The sequence below is a fragment of the Collinsella sp. HCP28S3_E9 genome (assembly GCF_052065455.1).
In the GTDB taxonomy this organism is placed as follows: Bacteria; Actinomycetota; Coriobacteriia; order Coriobacteriales; family Coriobacteriaceae; genus Collinsella.
In genome coordinates, this window is the sequence record NZ_JBQHTZ010000015.1 from 22273 (window position 1) to 39787 (window position 17515).

At 58.8% G+C, this 17515-nt stretch carries 15 protein-coding genes; 9 read left to right on the top strand and 6 right to left on the bottom strand.

All coding sequences use genetic code 11. The annotated features are described in order from the left end of the window. Nucleotides 1-31: 31 nt before the first annotated feature. Nucleotides 32-1075 (bottom strand): hypothetical protein, encoded by a 1044-nt coding sequence (locus ACTNA2_RS07795; protein WP_441016443.1) that lies wholly within the window; start codon nucleotides 1073-1075, stop codon nucleotides 32-34. Next, nucleotides 1075-2151, bottom strand: a complete 1077-nt coding sequence (locus ACTNA2_RS07800; RefSeq protein ID WP_154517956.1) for a hypothetical protein — start codon at nucleotides 2149-2151, stop codon at nucleotides 1075-1077. Before ACTNA2_RS07800 ends, ACTNA2_RS07795 begins: the two co-directional genes overlap by 1 nt. A gap of 499 nt (nucleotides 2152-2650) precedes the next feature. On the opposite strand from ACTNA2_RS07800, the gene ACTNA2_RS07805 reads away from it, so the two are divergent. From ACTNA2_RS07805 to ACTNA2_RS07815, 3 genes are all read left to right on the top strand, one after another. Next, nucleotides 2651-3865: an iron-containing alcohol dehydrogenase gene (locus tag ACTNA2_RS07805; RefSeq protein ID WP_117794788.1), complete on the top strand. Its 1215-nt coding sequence runs from the start codon at nucleotides 2651-2653 to the stop codon at nucleotides 3863-3865. A 151-nt stretch (nucleotides 3866-4016) separates the two neighbouring features. Beyond that, nucleotides 4017-5084 carry a glycerol dehydrogenase gene (locus ACTNA2_RS07810; RefSeq protein ID WP_441049091.1) on the top strand — a complete coding sequence of 356 codons (1068 nt, stop codon included), beginning with the start codon at nucleotides 4017-4019 and terminating at the stop codon, nucleotides 5082-5084. A gap of 151 nt (nucleotides 5085-5235) precedes the next feature. Further along, nucleotides 5236-6489 (top strand): 4Fe-4S binding protein, encoded by a 1254-nt coding sequence (locus tag ACTNA2_RS07815; protein WP_154517950.1) that lies wholly within the window; start codon nucleotides 5236-5238, stop codon nucleotides 6487-6489. A 131-nt stretch (nucleotides 6490-6620) separates the two neighbouring features. On the opposite strand, the gene ACTNA2_RS07820 is transcribed toward ACTNA2_RS07815, so the two are convergent. Together ACTNA2_RS07820 and ACTNA2_RS07825 are read right to left on the bottom strand one after the other, a co-directional pair. Next, nucleotides 6621-7376, bottom strand: a complete 756-nt coding sequence (locus ACTNA2_RS07820; RefSeq protein WP_441049093.1) for a GntR family transcriptional regulator — start codon at nucleotides 7374-7376, stop codon at nucleotides 6621-6623. Nucleotides 7377-7441: 65 nt separating this feature from the next. Next, nucleotides 7442-8467 carry a zinc-dependent alcohol dehydrogenase family protein gene (locus tag ACTNA2_RS07825; protein ID WP_441049095.1) on the bottom strand — a complete coding sequence of 342 codons (1026 nt, stop codon included), beginning with the start codon at nucleotides 8465-8467 and terminating at the stop codon, nucleotides 7442-7444. A 368-nt stretch (nucleotides 8468-8835) separates the two neighbouring features. On the opposite strand from ACTNA2_RS07825, the gene ACTNA2_RS07830 reads away from it, so the two are divergent. The 4 genes from ACTNA2_RS07830 to ACTNA2_RS07845 all read left to right on the top strand — a co-directional run bounded on the left by ACTNA2_RS07830 (nucleotide 8836) and on the right by ACTNA2_RS07845 (nucleotide 13525). Then, entirely contained in the window at nucleotides 8836-10428 is a 1593-nt protein-coding gene (locus ACTNA2_RS07830; RefSeq protein WP_441049097.1) for an alpha-glucoside-specific PTS transporter subunit IIBC, read from the top strand. Between the two features lie 154 nt (nucleotides 10429-10582). Further along, nucleotides 10583-11926, top strand: a complete 1344-nt coding sequence (locus ACTNA2_RS07835; protein WP_441049098.1) for a 6-phospho-alpha-glucosidase — start codon at nucleotides 10583-10585, stop codon at nucleotides 11924-11926. A gap of 127 nt (nucleotides 11927-12053) precedes the next feature. Further along, nucleotides 12054-13130 carry a redox-regulated ATPase YchF gene (gene ychF, locus ACTNA2_RS07840; protein ID WP_089572784.1) on the top strand — a complete coding sequence of 359 codons (1077 nt, stop codon included), beginning with the start codon at nucleotides 12054-12056 and terminating at the stop codon, nucleotides 13128-13130. An 11-nt stretch (nucleotides 13131-13141) separates the two neighbouring features. Then, nucleotides 13142-13525, top strand: a complete 384-nt coding sequence (locus tag ACTNA2_RS07845; RefSeq protein ID WP_427719441.1) for a DUF1648 domain-containing protein — start codon at nucleotides 13142-13144, stop codon at nucleotides 13523-13525. A 9-nt stretch (nucleotides 13526-13534) separates the two neighbouring features. Here the strand turns inward: ACTNA2_RS07845 and ACTNA2_RS07850 are convergent, their stop codons facing one another. Continuing rightward, a complete protein-coding gene (locus ACTNA2_RS07850) occupies nucleotides 13535-13924 on the bottom strand; it encodes a hypothetical protein (protein ID WP_441042349.1) in 390 nt (129 codons plus the stop codon). A gap of 76 nt (nucleotides 13925-14000) precedes the next feature. Here ACTNA2_RS07850 and ACTNA2_RS07855 point away from each other — a divergent pair, with 76 nt between their 5' ends. Further along, on the top strand, nucleotides 14001-14219 hold the full coding sequence (locus ACTNA2_RS07855; protein WP_427719445.1) for a helix-turn-helix domain-containing protein: 219 nt from the start codon (nucleotides 14001-14003) through the stop codon (nucleotides 14217-14219). Between the two features lie 317 nt (nucleotides 14220-14536). On the opposite strand, the gene ACTNA2_RS07860 is transcribed toward ACTNA2_RS07855, so the two are convergent. Continuing rightward, the gene (locus tag ACTNA2_RS07860; RefSeq protein WP_441049100.1) at nucleotides 14537-15550 is read right to left on the bottom strand and encodes an asparaginase; all 1014 of its coding nucleotides are present in this window, start codon (nucleotides 15548-15550) and stop codon (nucleotides 14537-14539) included. A gap of 268 nt (nucleotides 15551-15818) precedes the next feature. Between ACTNA2_RS07860 and guaA the strand changes: the two genes are divergently transcribed. Next, the gene (gene guaA, locus ACTNA2_RS07865; RefSeq protein WP_441049101.1) at nucleotides 15819-17417 is read left to right on the top strand and encodes a glutamine-hydrolyzing GMP synthase; all 1599 of its coding nucleotides are present in this window, start codon (nucleotides 15819-15821) and stop codon (nucleotides 17415-17417) included. The last annotated feature ends 98 nt before the right edge of the window (nucleotides 17418-17515 follow it).

Here is a 17515-nt window from a genome sequence, read left to right on the forward strand (position 1 = left end):
CGTGAATGACATGGTCGTGGCGATCGTGCCGTTAAAAGCCATAACGGCGCGCAAATTCCTGGGCAAGCTGTGATACGTCTTCGCAAGCGTTGGCCCAGGGGGCAAAGTCGGGAGTATCCGAGATGATACCGTCGGCCTCCCAAACTGCCTGGTGCGAAAGGTCCCAGGGGTCGTGCGGCTCGGGCCGGCAGGGAAGGTACGGCGTCTGATACATGGGGTTCAGCAAAAAGAACGCGCCGCCCTCGCAGCGGTTGGCAAACTCACGCAGGGCGCGTGTCGCCGGGCGCATCTTGTTTGTTTTGAATAGCAGGATCGTGCGGGCGAGTAGGTACCAGGGGGAGTTCTCGAGGGCATCGGCCCCCATCTGCTCCTCGAGCTGGTGGGCCAGGGCAAAAAAGCCGTCCTCGTCTTCCAGACGAGCGAGGGCGAGTAGCACGGTGCCGGCAGCTCGGGTGGGATAGCCTTCCGCCTTAAGAACACGGCGAGAATAGTTGACGGCAGCACGGTAGCGAGCGCTCGCCATGCACAGCTGCGAGATGGCCTCGAGCGTGTGGAGCCACCCGATAAGCGCCGGCTCGCTCACGGTGAGATCGGCCGCCGTCACGCCGTCTGCCAGCACCTTGTTGGTCCAGTAGTGCGGGGCCTCCATATCGAATCCGGGCACGCTTTGCCGTAAGTAATCGGCTGTGGTCGCCTCGAGCTTCATCAGGTCGCCCAGGCAGGCGTCGACGGGCGTGTCCGCCAAAATGATGGCAAGCAGCTGGGCATCGAAGACATACGCATCGACGCGGACGATCTTGAGCAGCTCATCGCGCATATCGTCGAACAGGCGGTTGCGCGTCTGCTCAAACTCCTCATCGCTGCCCATATCCTCGATACGATGGAGCTCGTCGAGCAGGTGGCGGTGAACACCGGCATAGGAAAGCAGTGCCTGGGCATGCTCGGTCTGCGCATACTTATGAGGGTTGACGCTTACGTCGTTATGGACAAGATCGCGTGCTGCATCGGTGAGTTCGGGGTGCGACGCAACGTAGGCGCGCTCCAGGTAGGCGGGGATGTAGACGCTCGGATCCATTAGAGGTCTCCTCCCTTAAACGGCAAGCCCTGCTCGGCCGCCCGCAGGATGCGCTCGTCAATCTGGGAACGCACGATATCGTTGGTGGCGACCCAGGCGGCAAAGCTGGCGTTGTCGGGGGCGCCCAAGCCCTCCTGCAGTACCGGCGTCGCTTCGGACAGCGCAAGGACAAGCTCATCGGTGGAGCCCACGCCCACGTTGACGCGGGCATAGACGCCATCGGGAAACTCGGTTTGAAAGTAAAGCGCCTCGGCTGCGTGCGGGCACGAGCGCGCAAGGATGCGCAAGTAGTGTTCGGCGCCCTCGTAGTCCAGCTCGCGCCAGGCAGCGCTCATCAGCGCGATGAGCGTCCACGGGTCTAAGTCGCGCTCCGCGTCCTTGGGACGACGGCGCAGCGGCGTGTTGGCGAGATAGGGGACGGAGTGGGCAGAGCGAAAGCGTTTGAGCTCCTCGGCGGGGTATTCGAGTTTTGCCATGGCGAGCATCGCAGTGTGGCGGACACCGGCCGGATCGTTGGGGGCAAAGTCCAGGCTGCGGTTTGCGGTTTCGAGCGACAGGCGGTAACGGCCGCTAATGAGGGCGCGCGACGCAAGGGCGGCAAGCCAGCGCAGGTAGGGGCGGCGTGTAAGGTCGCCTGCGGCCTCGCGCTCGTAGGGGTCCTGCGCCGAGGCGATCTTGAGTGCCAGGTCGTGCTCGACTTCATCGCGCTTGGATACCAAGTACTGTACGTACTCCTCGTTGGAGTTAGCGGTGAGGGCGGTCAACATGCGCTGAGCGTCCCAGTTGGTCGGGTCGAGTGCGGCTGCCTCGCGAAGCATGTTTTCGGCAGCGGTCTCTTCTTGCTCTGCCTGGGTATCGTCAGGGATAAAGGGAATGCGGTAGTCGACAGCCTCGACTACCTTGGCAATCAGATGTCCGGCGCGGTCGCGGTCGTGCACGATGAGCGGCGCGGGGTTGCGGGTAAATTGTTCCATCAGACGCTCTACGGCAGGGCCGTCGGTGAGCGGGATATTGTCGCGGCGCAAGGCCTCAAGAACGAGGCGATGGCAATCTTCTTGAATGGGATCGAATGCCATGGGGCCTCCTTTGCTGCGGTTAGGGTTCAAATGTCTCTATATAAGGTTCTAGTTTACCCGCATGAGGCACATTGGGAGTGCCGCACTTGGACATCACCTTTGCACCACGAAGACGGATGTCGCACAAATGTCGGCACCTTGGACGACCGAGTGGTATCACGGTGCCGCAAACGGTCGATTTTTGGCGGCGAACGGTGTGTCTTTTGGAGGGGCACAGTCCTGCCCTGGATATGTGGTCAACCTTGATAAAACGTTTGCCCAGCTTGGGAGTATGAATGCCGCATAAGGGTCTTCAGGGATAGAAAAAACGTTTCATCATTGTCGACTTTCGGTAAATAACTGACCAACCAGAACGGTAAAATACTATTTGTCTGAGCGTTGAGACGTTTAGACATCGCGCATTGTCATCGCCGGCAACGCGCAAAACGGTCCTAACGGAGCCAATCGGGTGCTCCGTTATATACGCAAGTCTAAGAGGGGCTTGTTTAGGAGGCACAGTATGGGACGTTTTACCAATCCTCGTGATCTGTACTTTGGTGAGGGCGCTCGCCACGAGGTGAAGAACCTCAAGGGCAGCAAGGCCATCATCGTGACCGGCGGCGGCTCCATGCGCCGCGGCGGTTTTTTGCAGGACGTCGAGGCCGACCTCAAGGAGGCCGGTTTCGAGGTCAAGCTGTTCGAGGGCGTCGAGTCCGATCCGTCCGTCGAGACGGTCATGAAGGGCGCCGAGGCCATGACCGAGTTCCAGCCCGACTGGATTATCGCCATTGGCGGTGGCTCGCCCATCGATGCCGCTAAGGCTATGTGGCTGTTCTACGAGTATCCCGAGGAGACCTTCGAGGAGGCGGTCGTCCCGTTCTCCTTCCCGGAGCTCCGTCAGAAGGCTCACTTCTGCGCCATCTCCTCTACCTCCGGCACCGCTACCGAGGTCACCGCGTTCTCCGTCATCACCGACTACGCCAAGGGCATCAAGTACCCGCTGGCCGACTTCAACATCACCCCTGATGTCGCCATCGTCGACCCCGAGCTCACCTACACCATGCCCGCCAAGCTGTGCGCTCACACCGGTATGGACGCTCTGACTCACGCCATCGAGGCCTACGTCTCCACCGCTGGCTCCATGTACACCGACGCCAACGCCCTGCATGCTATCCGCGAGATCGTCGAGTGGCTGCCCAAGTCCTATCAGGGCGATCATGAGGCCCGCCAGCACATGCACGACGCCCAGTGCATCGCCGGCATCGCCTTCTCCTCGGGTCTGCTGGGCATTGTCCACTCCATGGCTCACAAGACCGGTGCCGCCTTTGAGGGCGACCACATCATCCACGGTTGCGCCAACGCCATGTACCTGGGCAAGGTCATCCAGTTCAACGCCAAGGACGCTCGCGCCAAGAGCCGCTACGCCTTCATCGCCAAGGAGATCCTGCACCTCGCCGGCGAGACCGAGGACGAGCTGGTCGAGGCTCTGGTCCAGGAGATTCGCGACCTCAACGACAAGCTCGACATCCCGCAGGGCATCAAGAACTACGGTGCCAAGGGCGTGAAGGCCGACGAGTCCATCATCGATTACGATGAGTTCGAGGCTAAGAAGCACGACGTTGCCGCCAACGCCATCCTCGACGCCTGCACGGGCTCCAACCCGCGCCAGCCGTCTCAGGAGGAGATGGAGCAGCTGCTCGAGTGCGTCTACACCGACACCCCGGTCACGTTCTAATCGGCACACATTGTTCTGATAAGGGTCTCGCGCTCTGTGCGCGGGACCCTTTTTCTATGGTGCAATCTAACCTGTCCTCAATGCGCCAAGTTGCCACAAGGGGACAGGTGGCTTTGCACCAATCGTTGTTTGATGAAGGGCGGATTCTCGTATGGCGCTTCCTATGGTTTATGGCGGTCCCGGCCGGTATGTTCAGGGGTCGGGCGAACTTTCGCGTCAGGGCAGATATTTGTCATGGTTGGGCTGCGCTGCCTATGTCTTGTTTGACCAGGGCACCGAGGATCGGCTGTGCAGGCAGATCGTCGATGGATTTCTGGACGAAGATCTAAGCGAGCCGTTCTTTAAGATTTATGACGGTCCGTGTACGGAAGAGGCCGTTGTCGAAATGGCCAAGGAAGCCCAGGCTGAGTGTTGCGACATGGTGGTCGGCATCGGTGGTGGCAAGATGCTCGACATCGCCAAGGCCGTTGCGTTTTATGCTGAACTGCCGTTGTGCGTATGCCCCACGGCGGCTTCGATGGACGGCCCGTGCAGCGCGATTTCGGTGCTGTATCACGAGGATGGGTCGTTCGACCGCTATCTGATGCTCGAAAAGAATCCAGATTTGGTTGTGGTCGATACCGGCGTGGTCGCGGCAGCCCCGCTGCGTATGACGGTCGCTGGCATGGGCGACGCACTGGCAACGTACTTCGAGGCGCGTTCGTGCGCCGCGGCGTACGGCGCCAACGAGCACGGTGGCGCGCCGGGACACTTGGCCTTGGTTGCGGCTCGTGCCTGCTATGACACACTCATGGAGTGCGGCGTCGCTGCCAAGCGCGATCTTAAAAAGGGTCGTATATCGCCGGCGGTTGAGCGCCTGATCGAGTGCAATATCCTACTCTCGGGCGTCGGCTTTGAGAGCGGTGGCTTGGCGTTGGCGCATGCCATCGCCAACGGCCTGACGATTCTGCCCGAGTGCAAGGCCATGCATGGTGAGGCCGTGGCATTTGGCCTGGTGGTGCAGCTTCGTTTGGAGCGCGCGCCCGAGCTTGATCAGGTGCTCGAGTTTTGCCAGCGCGTTGGTCTGCCGACGACACTCGAGGAGCTGGGCCTTGGCGAGATTTCCGATGCCGACCTGCTGAGCGTTGCGGACGCAACTTTTAAGAACGAGCGCAATATGGCTAACGAACAGGCCAAGGTGACCAAACAAAAGCTCGTGCAGCTCATGTGCGAGGCATAGCTTGGCGCTTGATTGACCTTGTGCAATCGAGGCGGCGATAGGCCATAGGCTATTTGTCTCAATGATGCGCCGCATGTAATTTGCCCGAGGCGTGGGCCGATAGCGTATCATTATCTCTTGCTTGTTTGCACTGCTCAGGGAGGGGCCGCGCATGGCGCAGGAACACGATCTGTTTGATGACATTATCGAGATCAGCAAGGGTTTCGACTTTCTTAAAAACCCGCTTGGCGGTGTGACCGATGCGCTCGATCCGTCGGCGCCGCAGTGGAATCCCGCCGACTACAAGGAGCGTCCGCGCGGCAACACCATTCCGTGCCTGACCTGCAAAAACGAAAAGAGTGGCTGCTCCGCGTGCATGGATGTGTGCCCGGTCAACGCTATCGAGGTCGAGGAAGACTCCATCGAGATTCTCGACTCCTGCCGCAAGTGCGGCCTGTGCGCCGCTGCCTGTCCGACCGAGGCAATCATCTCGCCGCGCCTGGCGCCCAAAAACCTGTATGACGACATTGTCTCGGCGGCAACGAGCCACGAGACCGCCTACGTCACCTGCACGCGCGCCCTCAAGCGCATGCCGCGCGAGAACGAGGTCGTCGTTGCCTGCGTGGGCGATATTACGGCCGAGACCTGGTTCTCGGTACTGGCGGACTATCCCAACGTGAGCGTGTACCTTCCGCTGGGCGTGTGCGATAAATGCCGCAACACCGGTGGCGAGGATATCCTGGGCGAGGCGATTGCGAAGGCTGAGGAGTGGTCTGGCACGGGTATGGGCCTGGAGGTCGACCCCAAGAGCCTCAAGTGCCATAAGCTCCGCGAGTACGAGCGCAAGGAATACATGGAAAAGATTGCCCGCACGACGGGTCTGACGGTGACCAAGCTCAACCCGGCGACGGCGGCGCTGGCCTCGGTGACGCAGAAGTTGAAGGCCCATCGCCATCAGATTACCCAGCTGGAGCGCACGCTCAACACCATGTGCGGCACCACGACGGCAAAGCGTCGCCGTTCGCTCACGCACGGGCGGCAGCTGGTGCTTTCGACGCTGCAGAACCATCCCGAGCTTGCCCAGAACATGCAGGTGAGCACGCCGGAGTGCGATTTTGACAAGTGCACGTCGTGTGGCGAGTGCGTCAATGTATGCCCCACGTTCGCCTGCGATTTGGTGGGAAGCGGCCGCTTCGCGTTGGAGTCCACGTATTGCTTGGGCTGCGGCGCCTGTGTCAAGGTTTGTCCCGAACATGCGCTCAAGCTGGTCGAACACGATGCGTCCAACTTGGTTGTCGTCGACCCCGAAGCCGAGGAAAAGGCCGCTCAGAAGGCCAAAGCCCACGAAGAGGCCCAAAAGGTAAAAGCCGAGGCGAAGGCCAAGCTCGACAAGATGCTCGACCAGGTGGAGAAGCTCGCGGACTAGCTAAAAGAGCGTAAATGATGGCCGGTGGGACAGGTACTGCCCCGCCGGCAAAAAAAGTTGCGGTGGAATAGTTCCCGTTTTGCCCTTAAGCGGGCCATTCTAGGAACTATCCCACCGCAACTAATAGATGGTTAGTTCATGCTGCTTTGGTGGCCGGTTCGACCGGTACCGTTGCGCGTCACGGTTTCATGGAGCAAAAAGAACCCGGGGACCTGTTTGGTCTCGGTGTATTCCATAAGGATGCCGTCGGCGTTGTAGGTCTGCCCGCGTACAACGGCGAGTGCGTTAAAGTCGTCGAGATCGAGCACGCGTGCATCCTCGGGCGTGGGATGCTCAATCGTTACATCGCGTTTGCCCGTGGCAATCTTAATGCCAAGGCCTTCTTCGAGGTAACGATAGATCGAGTCGTTGACAATCTCGGGTGTCAGCCCCGGTACCTGTGAGCTTAGGTAATAGGAGTCGTCGGAGCATACGGCTCGTCCGTCTGCATAACGGATGCGTTTGGCACGCGTGAGCTCACAGCCTTCAGGAAACCCGGTAATCTTGGAGAGCGCCTTGTTACAGACGAGGAGCTCAAAGACAGTGGTAACCGTTTTGAGCTCAAAGCCTCGGCTGGCTGCGATTTCCTTAAAGGTCTCGAGTCCGCCGCCGCCACGACTCGTCTCGTCACTGATGTTGCGAATGACGCGCATGCCTTTGCCTTGCTGGGGGAGCACGTAGCCATCTGCCGCAAGCATCGAGATGGCGCGACGGACCGTCATACGCGAACAGCCAAACAGCTGCGTGAGTTCAGTCTCCGAAGGCAGATAGCTTAGATAGGCGTATGTGCCGTCGTCAATCGACTGCTTCACGTTGTCATAAATGGTTTGGAAGATGGCTCGCGCCATGACGGTCTCCTAGAGCTGAGTGCGCGAGCGGTGGACGAGGACTGCTCGTGCAAGTGTCGATCGATTTACTTGCTGGGGTCGATTATATATTTACCCATGGCACGCAGAGCTGGGTCTGACAGGATGGCGCCGAGTTCTTCGAGGGAAGCCACCTTTGCGACCATCGAAGAAACGTCGATCCTGCCCGAGTCGATGAGCTCGAGCGCGCGACGCTGCGTATAAGGATTGATGAAGGATGAGGTGAGCACGAGCTCCTTCTGGAAGACCTCGAAGGGCTTGACGGTGATTGTCTCATCGGGCTTGGTAAGTCCGAACATCATAACCGTGGCCTTATGGCCGGCGATTCTAATGGCCTGCTCAATGGTGACGGGCTTACCGACACATTCGATTACAACGTCGACGTTGCCGACGCCCTCCTGCTTCAGGCGGGCCGGGACGTCCTCATGGATGGAGTCAATCGCCAGATCGGCGCCGAGTTTGAGCGCAACTTCGCGCTTGCCTTCGACGGGTTCGAGCAAAACGACTTTGGTGGCACCAGCGTTTTTGGCAAGCTGCATCATGAGCAGACCGATCATGCCACCGCCGATAACGACAACTGTGCTGCCGGGCTTGATGTTGCACATATCGATGCCGTGCAGACAGCACGCCACGGGCTCGGTCATGGCACCCTGCTCGAAGCTGGTGTGTTCGCCCAACTTGTAGACTTGCTGCATATCGACGGAGCAGTACTCCGCAAAGCCGCCGTTGACGGTGGTGCCGTAGCCGGTCATATGCTCGCAGTAGTGGTTGATACCGTCGCGGCAGGGTTCGCAGCAACCGCAAGGGTGGTTGGGGTCTATGCACACGCGATCGCCCGGCTTAAAGCCGGTGACATCGCAGTCCACGGCCTCGATAACGCCAGCGAACTCATGGCCAAGGATCGTTGGCGGGGTAACATCCGCTGCACCCTTGTCGCCTTCATAGATATGCACGTCGGTGCCGCAGACGCCGCAAGCTTTGACGTTGATCAGCACGTCGCGCTTGCCCACGGCCGGTTTTGCCGAATCCTCGACCCTGAGATCGTGCTTTCCATAGAAGACCGCGCTTTTCATGGTGACTCCTTTACATGGCGGTGAATGTTGTATTGAAGTATAGGTATGTAAACATTCTTATACAAGCATATCTAGACAAGTTGATAAATATTTTGGTTTTGAATAATTAAGACAAACAGGCAATAACATGTAATAACAGGCAAAATACTAGAAATAAACCGTTCGCCGTCAATTATTGACCGCTGACCGAACACAGAAACAGTATTAACTTGTCTAGATAAGTGATATGATAAAAACAGAAGCGCAAGAAGTCGGGGACACGGGCCCACCCGTCCTATTGCACGAGGTACACGCAAACGGCGCGCCTGCGGTCTCGAGTGAAGCCAAAACCGCAGTCGCTCCGAATGAAGAGAGGGGGATTCCCCGTCATGATGCAAAAGATACAACGTTTCGGCGGTGCAATGTACGCGCCTGCAATTCTTTTCGCATTTTCCGGAATCATCGTCGGCCTGGGTACGTTGTTTACCACCGAGGCGATCTTTGGCGAGATGGCCACAGCGGGCCATCTTTGGTTTGATTGCTGGAATGTGCTGCTCCAGGGCGGTTGGACGCTCTTTAACCAGATGCCTTTGCTGTTTTGCGTAGCGTTGCCAATCTCGCTTGCGAACAAGCAGAACGCTCGCTGCTGCATGGAGACTTTGGCCATCTACCTTACCTTCAACTACTTTGTAAGCACAATCTTGGGGCAGTGGGGCCCTGTCTTTGGGGTCGACTACTCTGTCGAGGCGGGCAGCGGTACTGGTCTTGCCACTATCGCAAGCATCAAAACGCTTGATATGGGCATCATGGGCGCGCTCATTATCTCTGGTATCGCCACGATGCTGCATAACAAGTTCTTCGATACCGAGCTCCCCGAGTGGTTGGGCGTGTTCTCGGGCTCCGTGTTCATCTATATGATCGGTTTCTTCGTTATGGTTCCGGTCGCTATTATCGCCTGCCTGGTGTGGCCGCATGTTCAGGCTGCTATCGCCGCCTTCCAGGGATTCATCCTTTCCGCCGGTACGTTTGGCGTGGGCGTCTTTGCTTTCTTCGAGCGCCTGCTGATCCCTACAGGCCTGCACCACTTTATCTATACGCCATTCTATTACGACAATGCGGCGGTCAACGGCGGCATCTTTGCCGCTTGGGCCAACATCCTGCCCCAACTGGCTGCCGATCCGAGCATTGCTCTTAAGGATGCCGCACCCTGGGCTGCCTATACCTGCCCCGGATGGACTAAAGTCTTCGGCTCGCTTGGCGTCGCCATTGCGTTTTATATGACCGCCAAACCCGAGCGCAAACAGCGCGTCAAGACTCTGCTCATTCCCGTCACCCTTACCGCCATGCTCTGCGGTATCACCGAGCCGCTTGACTTCACCTTCCTGTTCGTCGCGCCCGGCCTGTTCGTCGTCCACTGCGTGCTCGGAGCGCTCGGCTGTATGGCTCAAAACCTCCTTGGCGTCGTAGGCATCTTTGACGGAGGCATCATCTCGATGCTCTCGTGGGACTGGCTGCCCCTTTGGGCCGCACACGGTCTGCAGTACGCCATCTCCATCCTTGTCGGTCTGTGCTTTACCGCTCTTTGGGTCGTGGTCTTCCGTTTCCTGATCGTCAAGTTCGACTTTAAGACCCCCGGTCGCGAGGATGACGATGTTGAGGTCGAGCTCAAGTCCAAGGCCGACTACAAGCAAAAGCAGGGCGGTGCTGCTGCTAGCAAATCGGTCGCCCAGAGTAAAGATGATGAGCGCTTGGTGCTTGCCGAGAACATCCTCGATCTACTCGGTGGCACGGATAACGTCATCGATGTAACTAACTGCGTTACCCGTCTGCGCGTTAACGTCAAGGACAAGGGCGTCGTTGCACCTGAGGCTTCCTTCAAGGCAATCGGTACGCATGGCTTGGTGGTCCAAGGCCAGTCGATCCAGGTCATCATCGGCCTTACCGTCCCGCAGGTTCGCGAGAAGTTCGAGAGTCTTCTGTAAACCATCGTCCATCGAAACAATCGGCCTTGCAGAGCCGGTATGCACCACAAGGCCGATTCTAGAGATAAAAAATCCACTTCTAGGTAACAATTCCAAACCGTGCAGGCCGCGTACGGGGATGGATTGAGCAAGCGGCCAGAATGAGGAGGACATCATGTCCAAGAAAAACTATGCCGTGACCATTGCCGGCGGTGGCTCTACCTTCACCCCGGGCATCGCTCTGATGCTGCTTGAGGAGCGCGACCGCTTCCCGGTCAACAAGGTGACCTTCTACGATAACAACGCCGAGCGCCAGGAGATCGTGGCAAAGGCCTGCGAGATCTACTTCCACGAGAACGCCCCCGAGGTTGAGTTCAACTACACCACCGACCCCGAGACCGCATTCACCGGGACCGACTTCGTGCTTGCTCACATCCGCGTCGGCCTGTACGCCATGCGTGAGCTCGACGAGAAGATTCCTCTCAAGTACGGTTGCGTTGGCCAAGAGACCTGCGGTGCCGGCGGTATCGCCTATGGCATGCGCTCCATCGGTGGTGTCATCGAGATCCTCGACTACATGGAGAAGTACAGCCCCAACGCTTGGATGCTCAACTACTCCAACCCCGCAGCTATCGTCGCCGAGGCCTGCCGCGTGCTGCGCCCCAACAGCCGCATCATCAACATCTGTGACATGCCGATCGACCTCATGGATAAGATGAGCCGTATGTGCGGCATCAAGGATCGCCGCGAGCTGCAGTATAGCTACTACGGCCTCAACCACTTTGGTTGGTGGAGCAAGATCTACGACAAGGACGGCAACGACCTCATGCCGCAGATTAAGGAGCACATGGCTAAGAACGGCTACCTGGACGGCATCGAGCACGAGGCCGGTAAGGAGCAGCATGTCGAGGAGAGCTGGATTCACACCTTCGGCAAGGCCAAGGATGTCTATGCTGTCGATCCCGAGACGATTCCCAATACCTACCTCAAGTATTACCTGTACCCGGACTATGTCGTCGAGACGTCTGACCCCAACTACACTCGTGCCAATGAGGTTATGGACGGCCGCGAGAAGAAGGTCTTTGGCGCTTGCCGCGACATCATCGCCAAGGGTACGGCTAAAGACGGCGGCTTTGAGCCAGATGTACATGCCAACTACATCGTCGACCTTGCCTGCGCGCTGGCCGAGAACACGCTCGAGCGCTTCCTGCTGATCGTCCCCAACGATGGCGCTGTGCCCAACTTCGACCCGACGGCCATGGTCGAGGTGCCTTGCATCGTCGGTTCCAACGGCTTTGAGAAGATTTGCCAGGGCCCGATCCCGCAGTTCCAGAAGGGCCTCATGGAGCAGCAGGTTTCCGTCGAGAAGCTCGTTGTCCAGGCTTGGGTCGAGGGCAGCTACCAGAAGCTCTGGCAGGCGCTCACGCTCTCCAAGACCATTCCTTCGGCGAGCGTTGCTAAGCAGATCCTGGACGAGCTCATCGAGGCCAACAAGGATTACTGGCCCGAGCTTAAGTAAGGACTGCTGTCTCGAACTCTCACGCATCTCTGCTTCATTTGCGCCGCCGCGGTGTCCGGATTCGCCCGGATGCTGCGGCGGCGCTATACTTATGCAGTTTGAAGTACCTGTACCAAAAGGAGCTGTCGTGTCCCTTTCCATCGGTATCGTGGGCCTGCCCAACGTGGGCAAGTCGACGCTGTTCACCGCGCTTACCAAAAAGACCGGCCTTGCCGCCAACTACCCGTTCGCCACGATCGACCCCAACGTGGGTATCGTCGATGTGCCCGATAGCCGCCTGCAAAAGCTCGCCGACATTGTCAACCCTGGCCGCATTGTGCCGGCTACGGTCGAGTTTGTCGACATCGCGGGCCTGGTGAAGGGTGCCAACGAGGGCGAGGGCCTGGGCAACCAGTTCTTGGCAAACATTCGCGAGACCGACGCTATCTGCGAGGTCGTGCGCTATTTTAAGGATCCCAACGTCATGCGTGAGGTGGGTCGTACGGGCGAGTTCGTCGATCCCGCCGGCGATGCCGACACCATCATGACCGAGCTTATCCTGGCCGACATGGGCACGCTCGAGAAGCAGCTGCCTAAGCTCGAGAAGGAGGCCAAGCGCGACAAGGAGCTCATGCCCAAGTTTGAGGTCGCCAAGCGCCTGCTCGCCTGGCTCAACGAGGGCAAGCGCGCCGCGTCCATGGAGATGACCGACGAGGAGCGCGCCGCTGCCAAGGGCCTGTTCCTACTCACCATGAAGCCCATCTTGTATGTGGCCAACGTGGACGAGGACATGCTCAACGAGGACCTGGCGCCCATCGATGGCGTCAAGCCGCTGCCGATCTGCGCCAAGATCGAGGCCGAGCTTTCCGAGCTCGATCCCGAGGATGCGGCCGACTACCTGGAGAGCCTGGGCCTGGAGCAGCCCGGCCTGGACGTGCTCGCGCAGGCAGCCTACAAGCTGCTCGGTCTGCAGTCGTTCTTTACGGCTGGCGAGATGGAGGTCAAGGCCTGGACGGTGCGTCAGGGCGCGACCGCCCCGCAGGCCGCCGGTGTCATCCATACCGACTTTGAGCGCGGCTTTATTAAGGCCGAGGTCATTGGCTATGACGACTACATCGAGCTCGGTGGCGAGCAAGGCGCCAAGGCTGCAGGCAAGCTGCGCATCGAGGGCAAAGAGTATGTCATGGCCGATGGCGACGTCGTGCACTTCCGCTTTAACGTGTAAGGACGGCGAGCATGTTTAAATATGGAAAAAAAGCTGGCTACATGGGCATCGCGCTGCTGGTGCTTGCAGTGCTTCCGCTGGTGGTCGCAGCGTTTGTAATCCCCAACATTGGTCCCGAGGTGGCAACAAAGTTTAATGCTGCCGGTGAGGTGACGCGCTGGGGCAAGAGCTACGAGCTGCTGGCATTGCCGGTGCTCAACCTGCTGCTGAGCGTGGCGACGTACTTTACGGCGGGACGCCAGGCAAAGAACAATGAGGACTCCGCCGCCATGGCGCGCATCGTGTGCGAGCGCTACCTGCGAAACGGCTGCATCACGGGCGTATTCCTCAACGTAATTAACGTCTACTTTATGTATTCGGCGATTACCGGCACAGGCTTTGGCCTGGGCTTTTAGCTTGCGCCTTTAGGCAACGAGCCTGCAAGCATATTCGATGGCTGCTGCGAGGCCGCCGCTCGATCGTGGTTGAAAGACCACATCGGCGGCGGCCTCGTTTTCGTATCCGGCACCGCGAAGGCAGAGCGCGATACCGGCTTCCAAGAGAAGGGGCAGGCCACACTGGCTGGTTGTGATTACGGCAGCCTGATTGAGTGAGCAGCCGTGCGCTTGGCATTGGATGGCAAGTTCACCTTGCGCCGGGCAAGGGACCAAAACGGCGGCGACGCGACTTGATAGCAATGCAAATGCTGTGCGCTCATCGGGCGAAAGGCATTCTGCTTCAACGACGACGAGCTTGGGCGGTGCGCTGTTTGTGCGAAGCGTGGCTCGGTACATGCGGACCGAAGAACCCGACATAGAAAACTCCTGTATATTGGGCAAAACGTAAACTATAGTTTACGTTTTTGTTTTGCTCCATTTCAAACTCGTCTGCATGAACGAACATGCGAAACAGATTCTTGGCGAGCGAGTCGAGCGGACGCGCAAGGCCCTTGGTATCTCCAAGGTCGATTTTTGCGTGGCGGTTGGAATCAGCCGACCTTATCTCGATCAAATCGAAAGCGGAACGGCAAACAGCACGCTCGAGATTTTATTTAAACTTGCGCCCGCGCTTGGCATGACGGTGTCAGAGCTTCTCGAGGGCATTGAGTAGGCGTTTTTGCTAGATTTGTCGTTTGCTGAACGGGTCCCCCCGATGGCGGCGTGCAAAAACCCGAGTATTCAGCATCCCTCAATAAATTGACAGCAACCGAAGGCGCAAATACGATGCTTGCTGTTTTTGATTATCCACAAAATTCATTATTATGAGGAATATTAGACGCATGGGACGAGCCTATCGAACCGAAAAGCGATTTACAGCTAGCGGTTTTAACGTTTCCGGAAGGGGCGGGTGCTGAAAACTCCGCTTTTTGCACGTTCCGAGAGGTACCACGTGCCCTACAAGGCCCAAAGAGGCAGATTTTGTTTTAGCTACACCATCGGGATGCGGTCATGGTTGACCTGGCTGTAGAACAGGCGCTGAATCTCGGCCGCATCACGTGACTGGCCGAGCGCCCACATGGTCTTGGCCACGAGCGTTTCGGTGGTCATATCGTCGCCGCGTAAAATACCCGGATGGTCGGCGTAGGCACGGCCGACCTCATAAACACCCAGATCGAGGCCCTCTTCGGGGACCTGTGTGGTCATAACGACGGTTCGACCCGAATCGACCCAGCGGAAAATCGCCTCCTGGAATGACTCGCCGGACTCGCCAAACTCGGGAATACCGCCAATGCCAAAGGTCTCCAGAATTACGGCGTCGTAGCTATCGGTCAGGGCGTCCAATATGCCTGGATTCACGCCGGGTGTGAGCTTAAGGACAAACACGCGCGGGTCGATACGGTCGTAGAAACGAACCGGGCTCTCATTCTGGTGGGTGCCGTGGAGCCCGTTGCGCACGATGCGGTCGTTGCGGATGTAGGCAATGGGCGGATAGTTGACGCTAATGAACGCGTTAAAGCTCATGGTGCGCTGCTTGCGGGCGCGCGTGCCGGCGATGGCCACGCCGCCAAACACGATTGAGACGTCGTGCGAATGCTCGTCAAGCGCATAGAGCAGGCTCTGGTACAGATTGAGCTTGGCATCGGTAAAGGGGTTGCCCATGGGCTTTTGCGAGCCGGTGAGCACGATGGGCTTGGGGCTGTCCTGAATCAGGTAAGAAAGCGCCGCCGCGGTGTAGCTCATGGTGTCGGTGCCGTGCAGAATCACGAAGCCGTCGTGGTCGGTATAGCCCTCGACGATGACGTCGCGGATACGCATCCAGTCACTGGGACGCATATTGGTGCTGTCGATGTTCATGGGCTGCACCACGTCGAGCTCGCAGAGGCCCGAGATCTCGGGGACGCTCTGGGCGAGCTCCTCACCGGTCAGGGCGGGGGAGAGGCCGTTGCCGTCCTCGGTCGATGCGATGGTGCCGCCCGTGGCGATGAGAAGGATGCGCTTCATGTTGGTGTTCCTATCGTATTTGCCGCCCCAGAGGCGGAGTCGTTCGGCAGTATTGTGGCACAGGGCGTCCAATGTTCAAACGTATTACATCATCTGTAACGTTTGGTAACACTTCAATTGCCGTCAAATAGGGGCCCAGGTCGTGCGTTTGCCGTGCGCTGATGGCTGCGAGGGACGAGAAACCCCATATAACGTGTACACTATGAAAGTTATTCTCGTTTATTCGCGCGGGTGGGCATCGGCTCCCCGCCAACAAGAGGGGGAAACCATGGATCAAAGGGCTTCCGCAAAGGTCCTCGTACTCGACTTTGGTGCGCAGTACGGTCAGCTCATTGCCCGTCGCGTCCGCGACCTCAACGTGTATTCCGAGATTGTTCCCTGCGACATCTCGGCCGATGAGATTCGCGAGATGAACGCCTCTGCGCTCATCCTTTCCGGCGGCCCGGCCTCTGTGTACGCCGAGGACGCTCCGTCCATCGATCCTGCCATCTTTGACCTGGGCCTTCCCGTCCTGGGCTTCTGCTACGGCCATCAGATCACGGCCGTGACGCTCGGCGGCAAGGTCGGTCACTCCGAGGTGGGCGAGTACGGCCGCGCCACTATTACGCGCACTGCCGGCGCCAAGCTCTTTAACTCCACGCCCATGCAGCAAACCGTGTGGATGAGCCACCGCGACGCCGTGTCCGAGGTGCCCGAGGGCTTTACCGTTACCGCCAGCACCGACGTGTGCCCGGTTGCTGCCATGGAGTGCCCCGAGCGCAAGATTTTCACCACGCAGTTCCACCCCGAGGTCAAGCACTCCGAGTACGGTCAGCAGCTGCTGAGCAACTTCCTGTTTGAGATCTGCGGTCTGGAGCCCAACTGGAGCATGGACAACCTGGTCGAGACCATGACGGCCGAGTTCCGCGAGAAGGTCGGTAACGACCGCGTGATTCTGGCCCTGTCCGGTGGCGTCGACTCCTCCGTCGTGGCTGCGCTGGGCGCTCGCGCCGTGGGCAAGCAGATGACCTGTGTGTTCATCAACCACGGCCTGCTGCGCAAGGGCGAGCCCGAGCAGGTGGAGGAGGTCTTCACCAAGCAGTTCGATGTCGACTTTATCCACGTTCACGCCGAGGACCGTTATGCCGAGCTTCTGGCCGGCGTGACCGAGCCCGAGGAGAAGCGCCGCATCATCGGTACTCAGTTCTGGAAAGAGTTCTTCGCCGTGGCGCAGCAGCTCGAGACCGATGGCAAGCCGGTCAAGTACCTGGCTCAGGGCACCATCTACCCCGACATCATCGAGTCCGGCGCTCGCAAGACGGGCGGCAAGACGGCCACCATCAAGAGCCATCACAACCTGATCCCGTTCCCCGAGGGCGTACACTTCGACCTCATTGAGCCGCTTGATCACTTCTTTAAGGACGAGGTCCGCGCTCTTGGTCTGGCACTGGGCCTGCCGGGTCATATCGTGTTCCGTCAGCCTTTCCCGGGCCCGGGTCTGGCCATCCGCATCATCGGTGCGGTCGACAAGGAGAAGCTCGAGATCCTCAAAAACGCCGATGCCATCGTGCGCGAGGAGCTGGATGCCTACAACCAGCGCCTGTTTGAGCAGACCGGCGAGCGCAACTCCGAGCACAGCTGCTGGCAGTATTTCGCGGTCCTGCCCGACATCAAGTCCGTTGGCGTTATGGGCGACGAGCGCACCTATCAGCGCCCGATCATCCTGCGTGCCGTCGAATCCAGTGATGCCATGACCGCCGACTGGGCCAAGCTGCCCTACGATGTGCTGGCCCGCATTTCCGGCCGCATCGTTGCCGAGGTCCCCGGCGCCAACCGCGTGTGCTACGACATTACGTCCAAGCCGCCCGCGACCATTGAGTGGGAGTAAGTTAAAATCCTACTTAAGGCACATTTTTTTGCAGTCTGTCGTTAATTAGTGCCTTAACTGCAGAACTTGAGCCCGACTCGCTTAGCGAGTCGGGCTTT

Bases quoted from the DNA above. Each gene is read 5' to 3' on its own strand.
- ACTNA2_RS07795 (WP_441016443.1), bottom strand. From the start codon at position 1,075: ATGGATCCGAGCGTCTACATCCCCGCCTACCTGGAGCGCGCCTACGTT.
- ACTNA2_RS07800 (WP_154517956.1), bottom strand. From the start codon at position 2,151: ATGGCATTCGATCCCATTCAAGAAGATTGCCATCGCCTCGTTCTTGAG.
- ACTNA2_RS07805 (WP_117794788.1), top strand. From the start codon at position 2,651: ATGGGACGTTTTACCAATCCTCGTGATCTGTACTTTGGTGAGGGCGCT.
- ACTNA2_RS07810 (WP_441049091.1), top strand. From the start codon at position 4,017: ATGGCGCTTCCTATGGTTTATGGCGGTCCCGGCCGGTATGTTCAGGGG.
- ACTNA2_RS07815 (WP_154517950.1), top strand. From the start codon at position 5,236: ATGGCGCAGGAACACGATCTGTTTGATGACATTATCGAGATCAGCAAG.
- ACTNA2_RS07820 (WP_441049093.1), bottom strand. From the start codon at position 7,376: ATGGCGCGAGCCATCTTCCAAACCATTTATGACAACGTGAAGCAGTCG.
- ACTNA2_RS07825 (WP_441049095.1), bottom strand. From the start codon at position 8,467: ATGAAAAGCGCGGTCTTCTATGGAAAGCACGATCTCAGGGTCGAGGAT.
- ACTNA2_RS07830 (WP_441049097.1), top strand. From the start codon at position 8,836: ATGATGCAAAAGATACAACGTTTCGGCGGTGCAATGTACGCGCCTGCA.
- ACTNA2_RS07835 (WP_441049098.1), top strand. From the start codon at position 10,583: ATGTCCAAGAAAAACTATGCCGTGACCATTGCCGGCGGTGGCTCTACC.
- ACTNA2_RS07845 (WP_427719441.1), top strand. From the start codon at position 13,142: ATGTTTAAATATGGAAAAAAAGCTGGCTACATGGGCATCGCGCTGCTG.
- ACTNA2_RS07850 (WP_441042349.1), bottom strand. From the start codon at position 13,924: ATGTCGGGTTCTTCGGTCCGCATGTACCGAGCCACGCTTCGCACAAAC.
- ACTNA2_RS07855 (WP_427719445.1), top strand. From the start codon at position 14,001: ATGAACGAACATGCGAAACAGATTCTTGGCGAGCGAGTCGAGCGGACG.
- ACTNA2_RS07860 (WP_441049100.1), bottom strand. From the start codon at position 15,550: ATGAAGCGCATCCTTCTCATCGCCACGGGCGGCACCATCGCATCGACC.
- guaA (WP_441049101.1), top strand. From the start codon at position 15,819: ATGGATCAAAGGGCTTCCGCAAAGGTCCTCGTACTCGACTTTGGTGCG.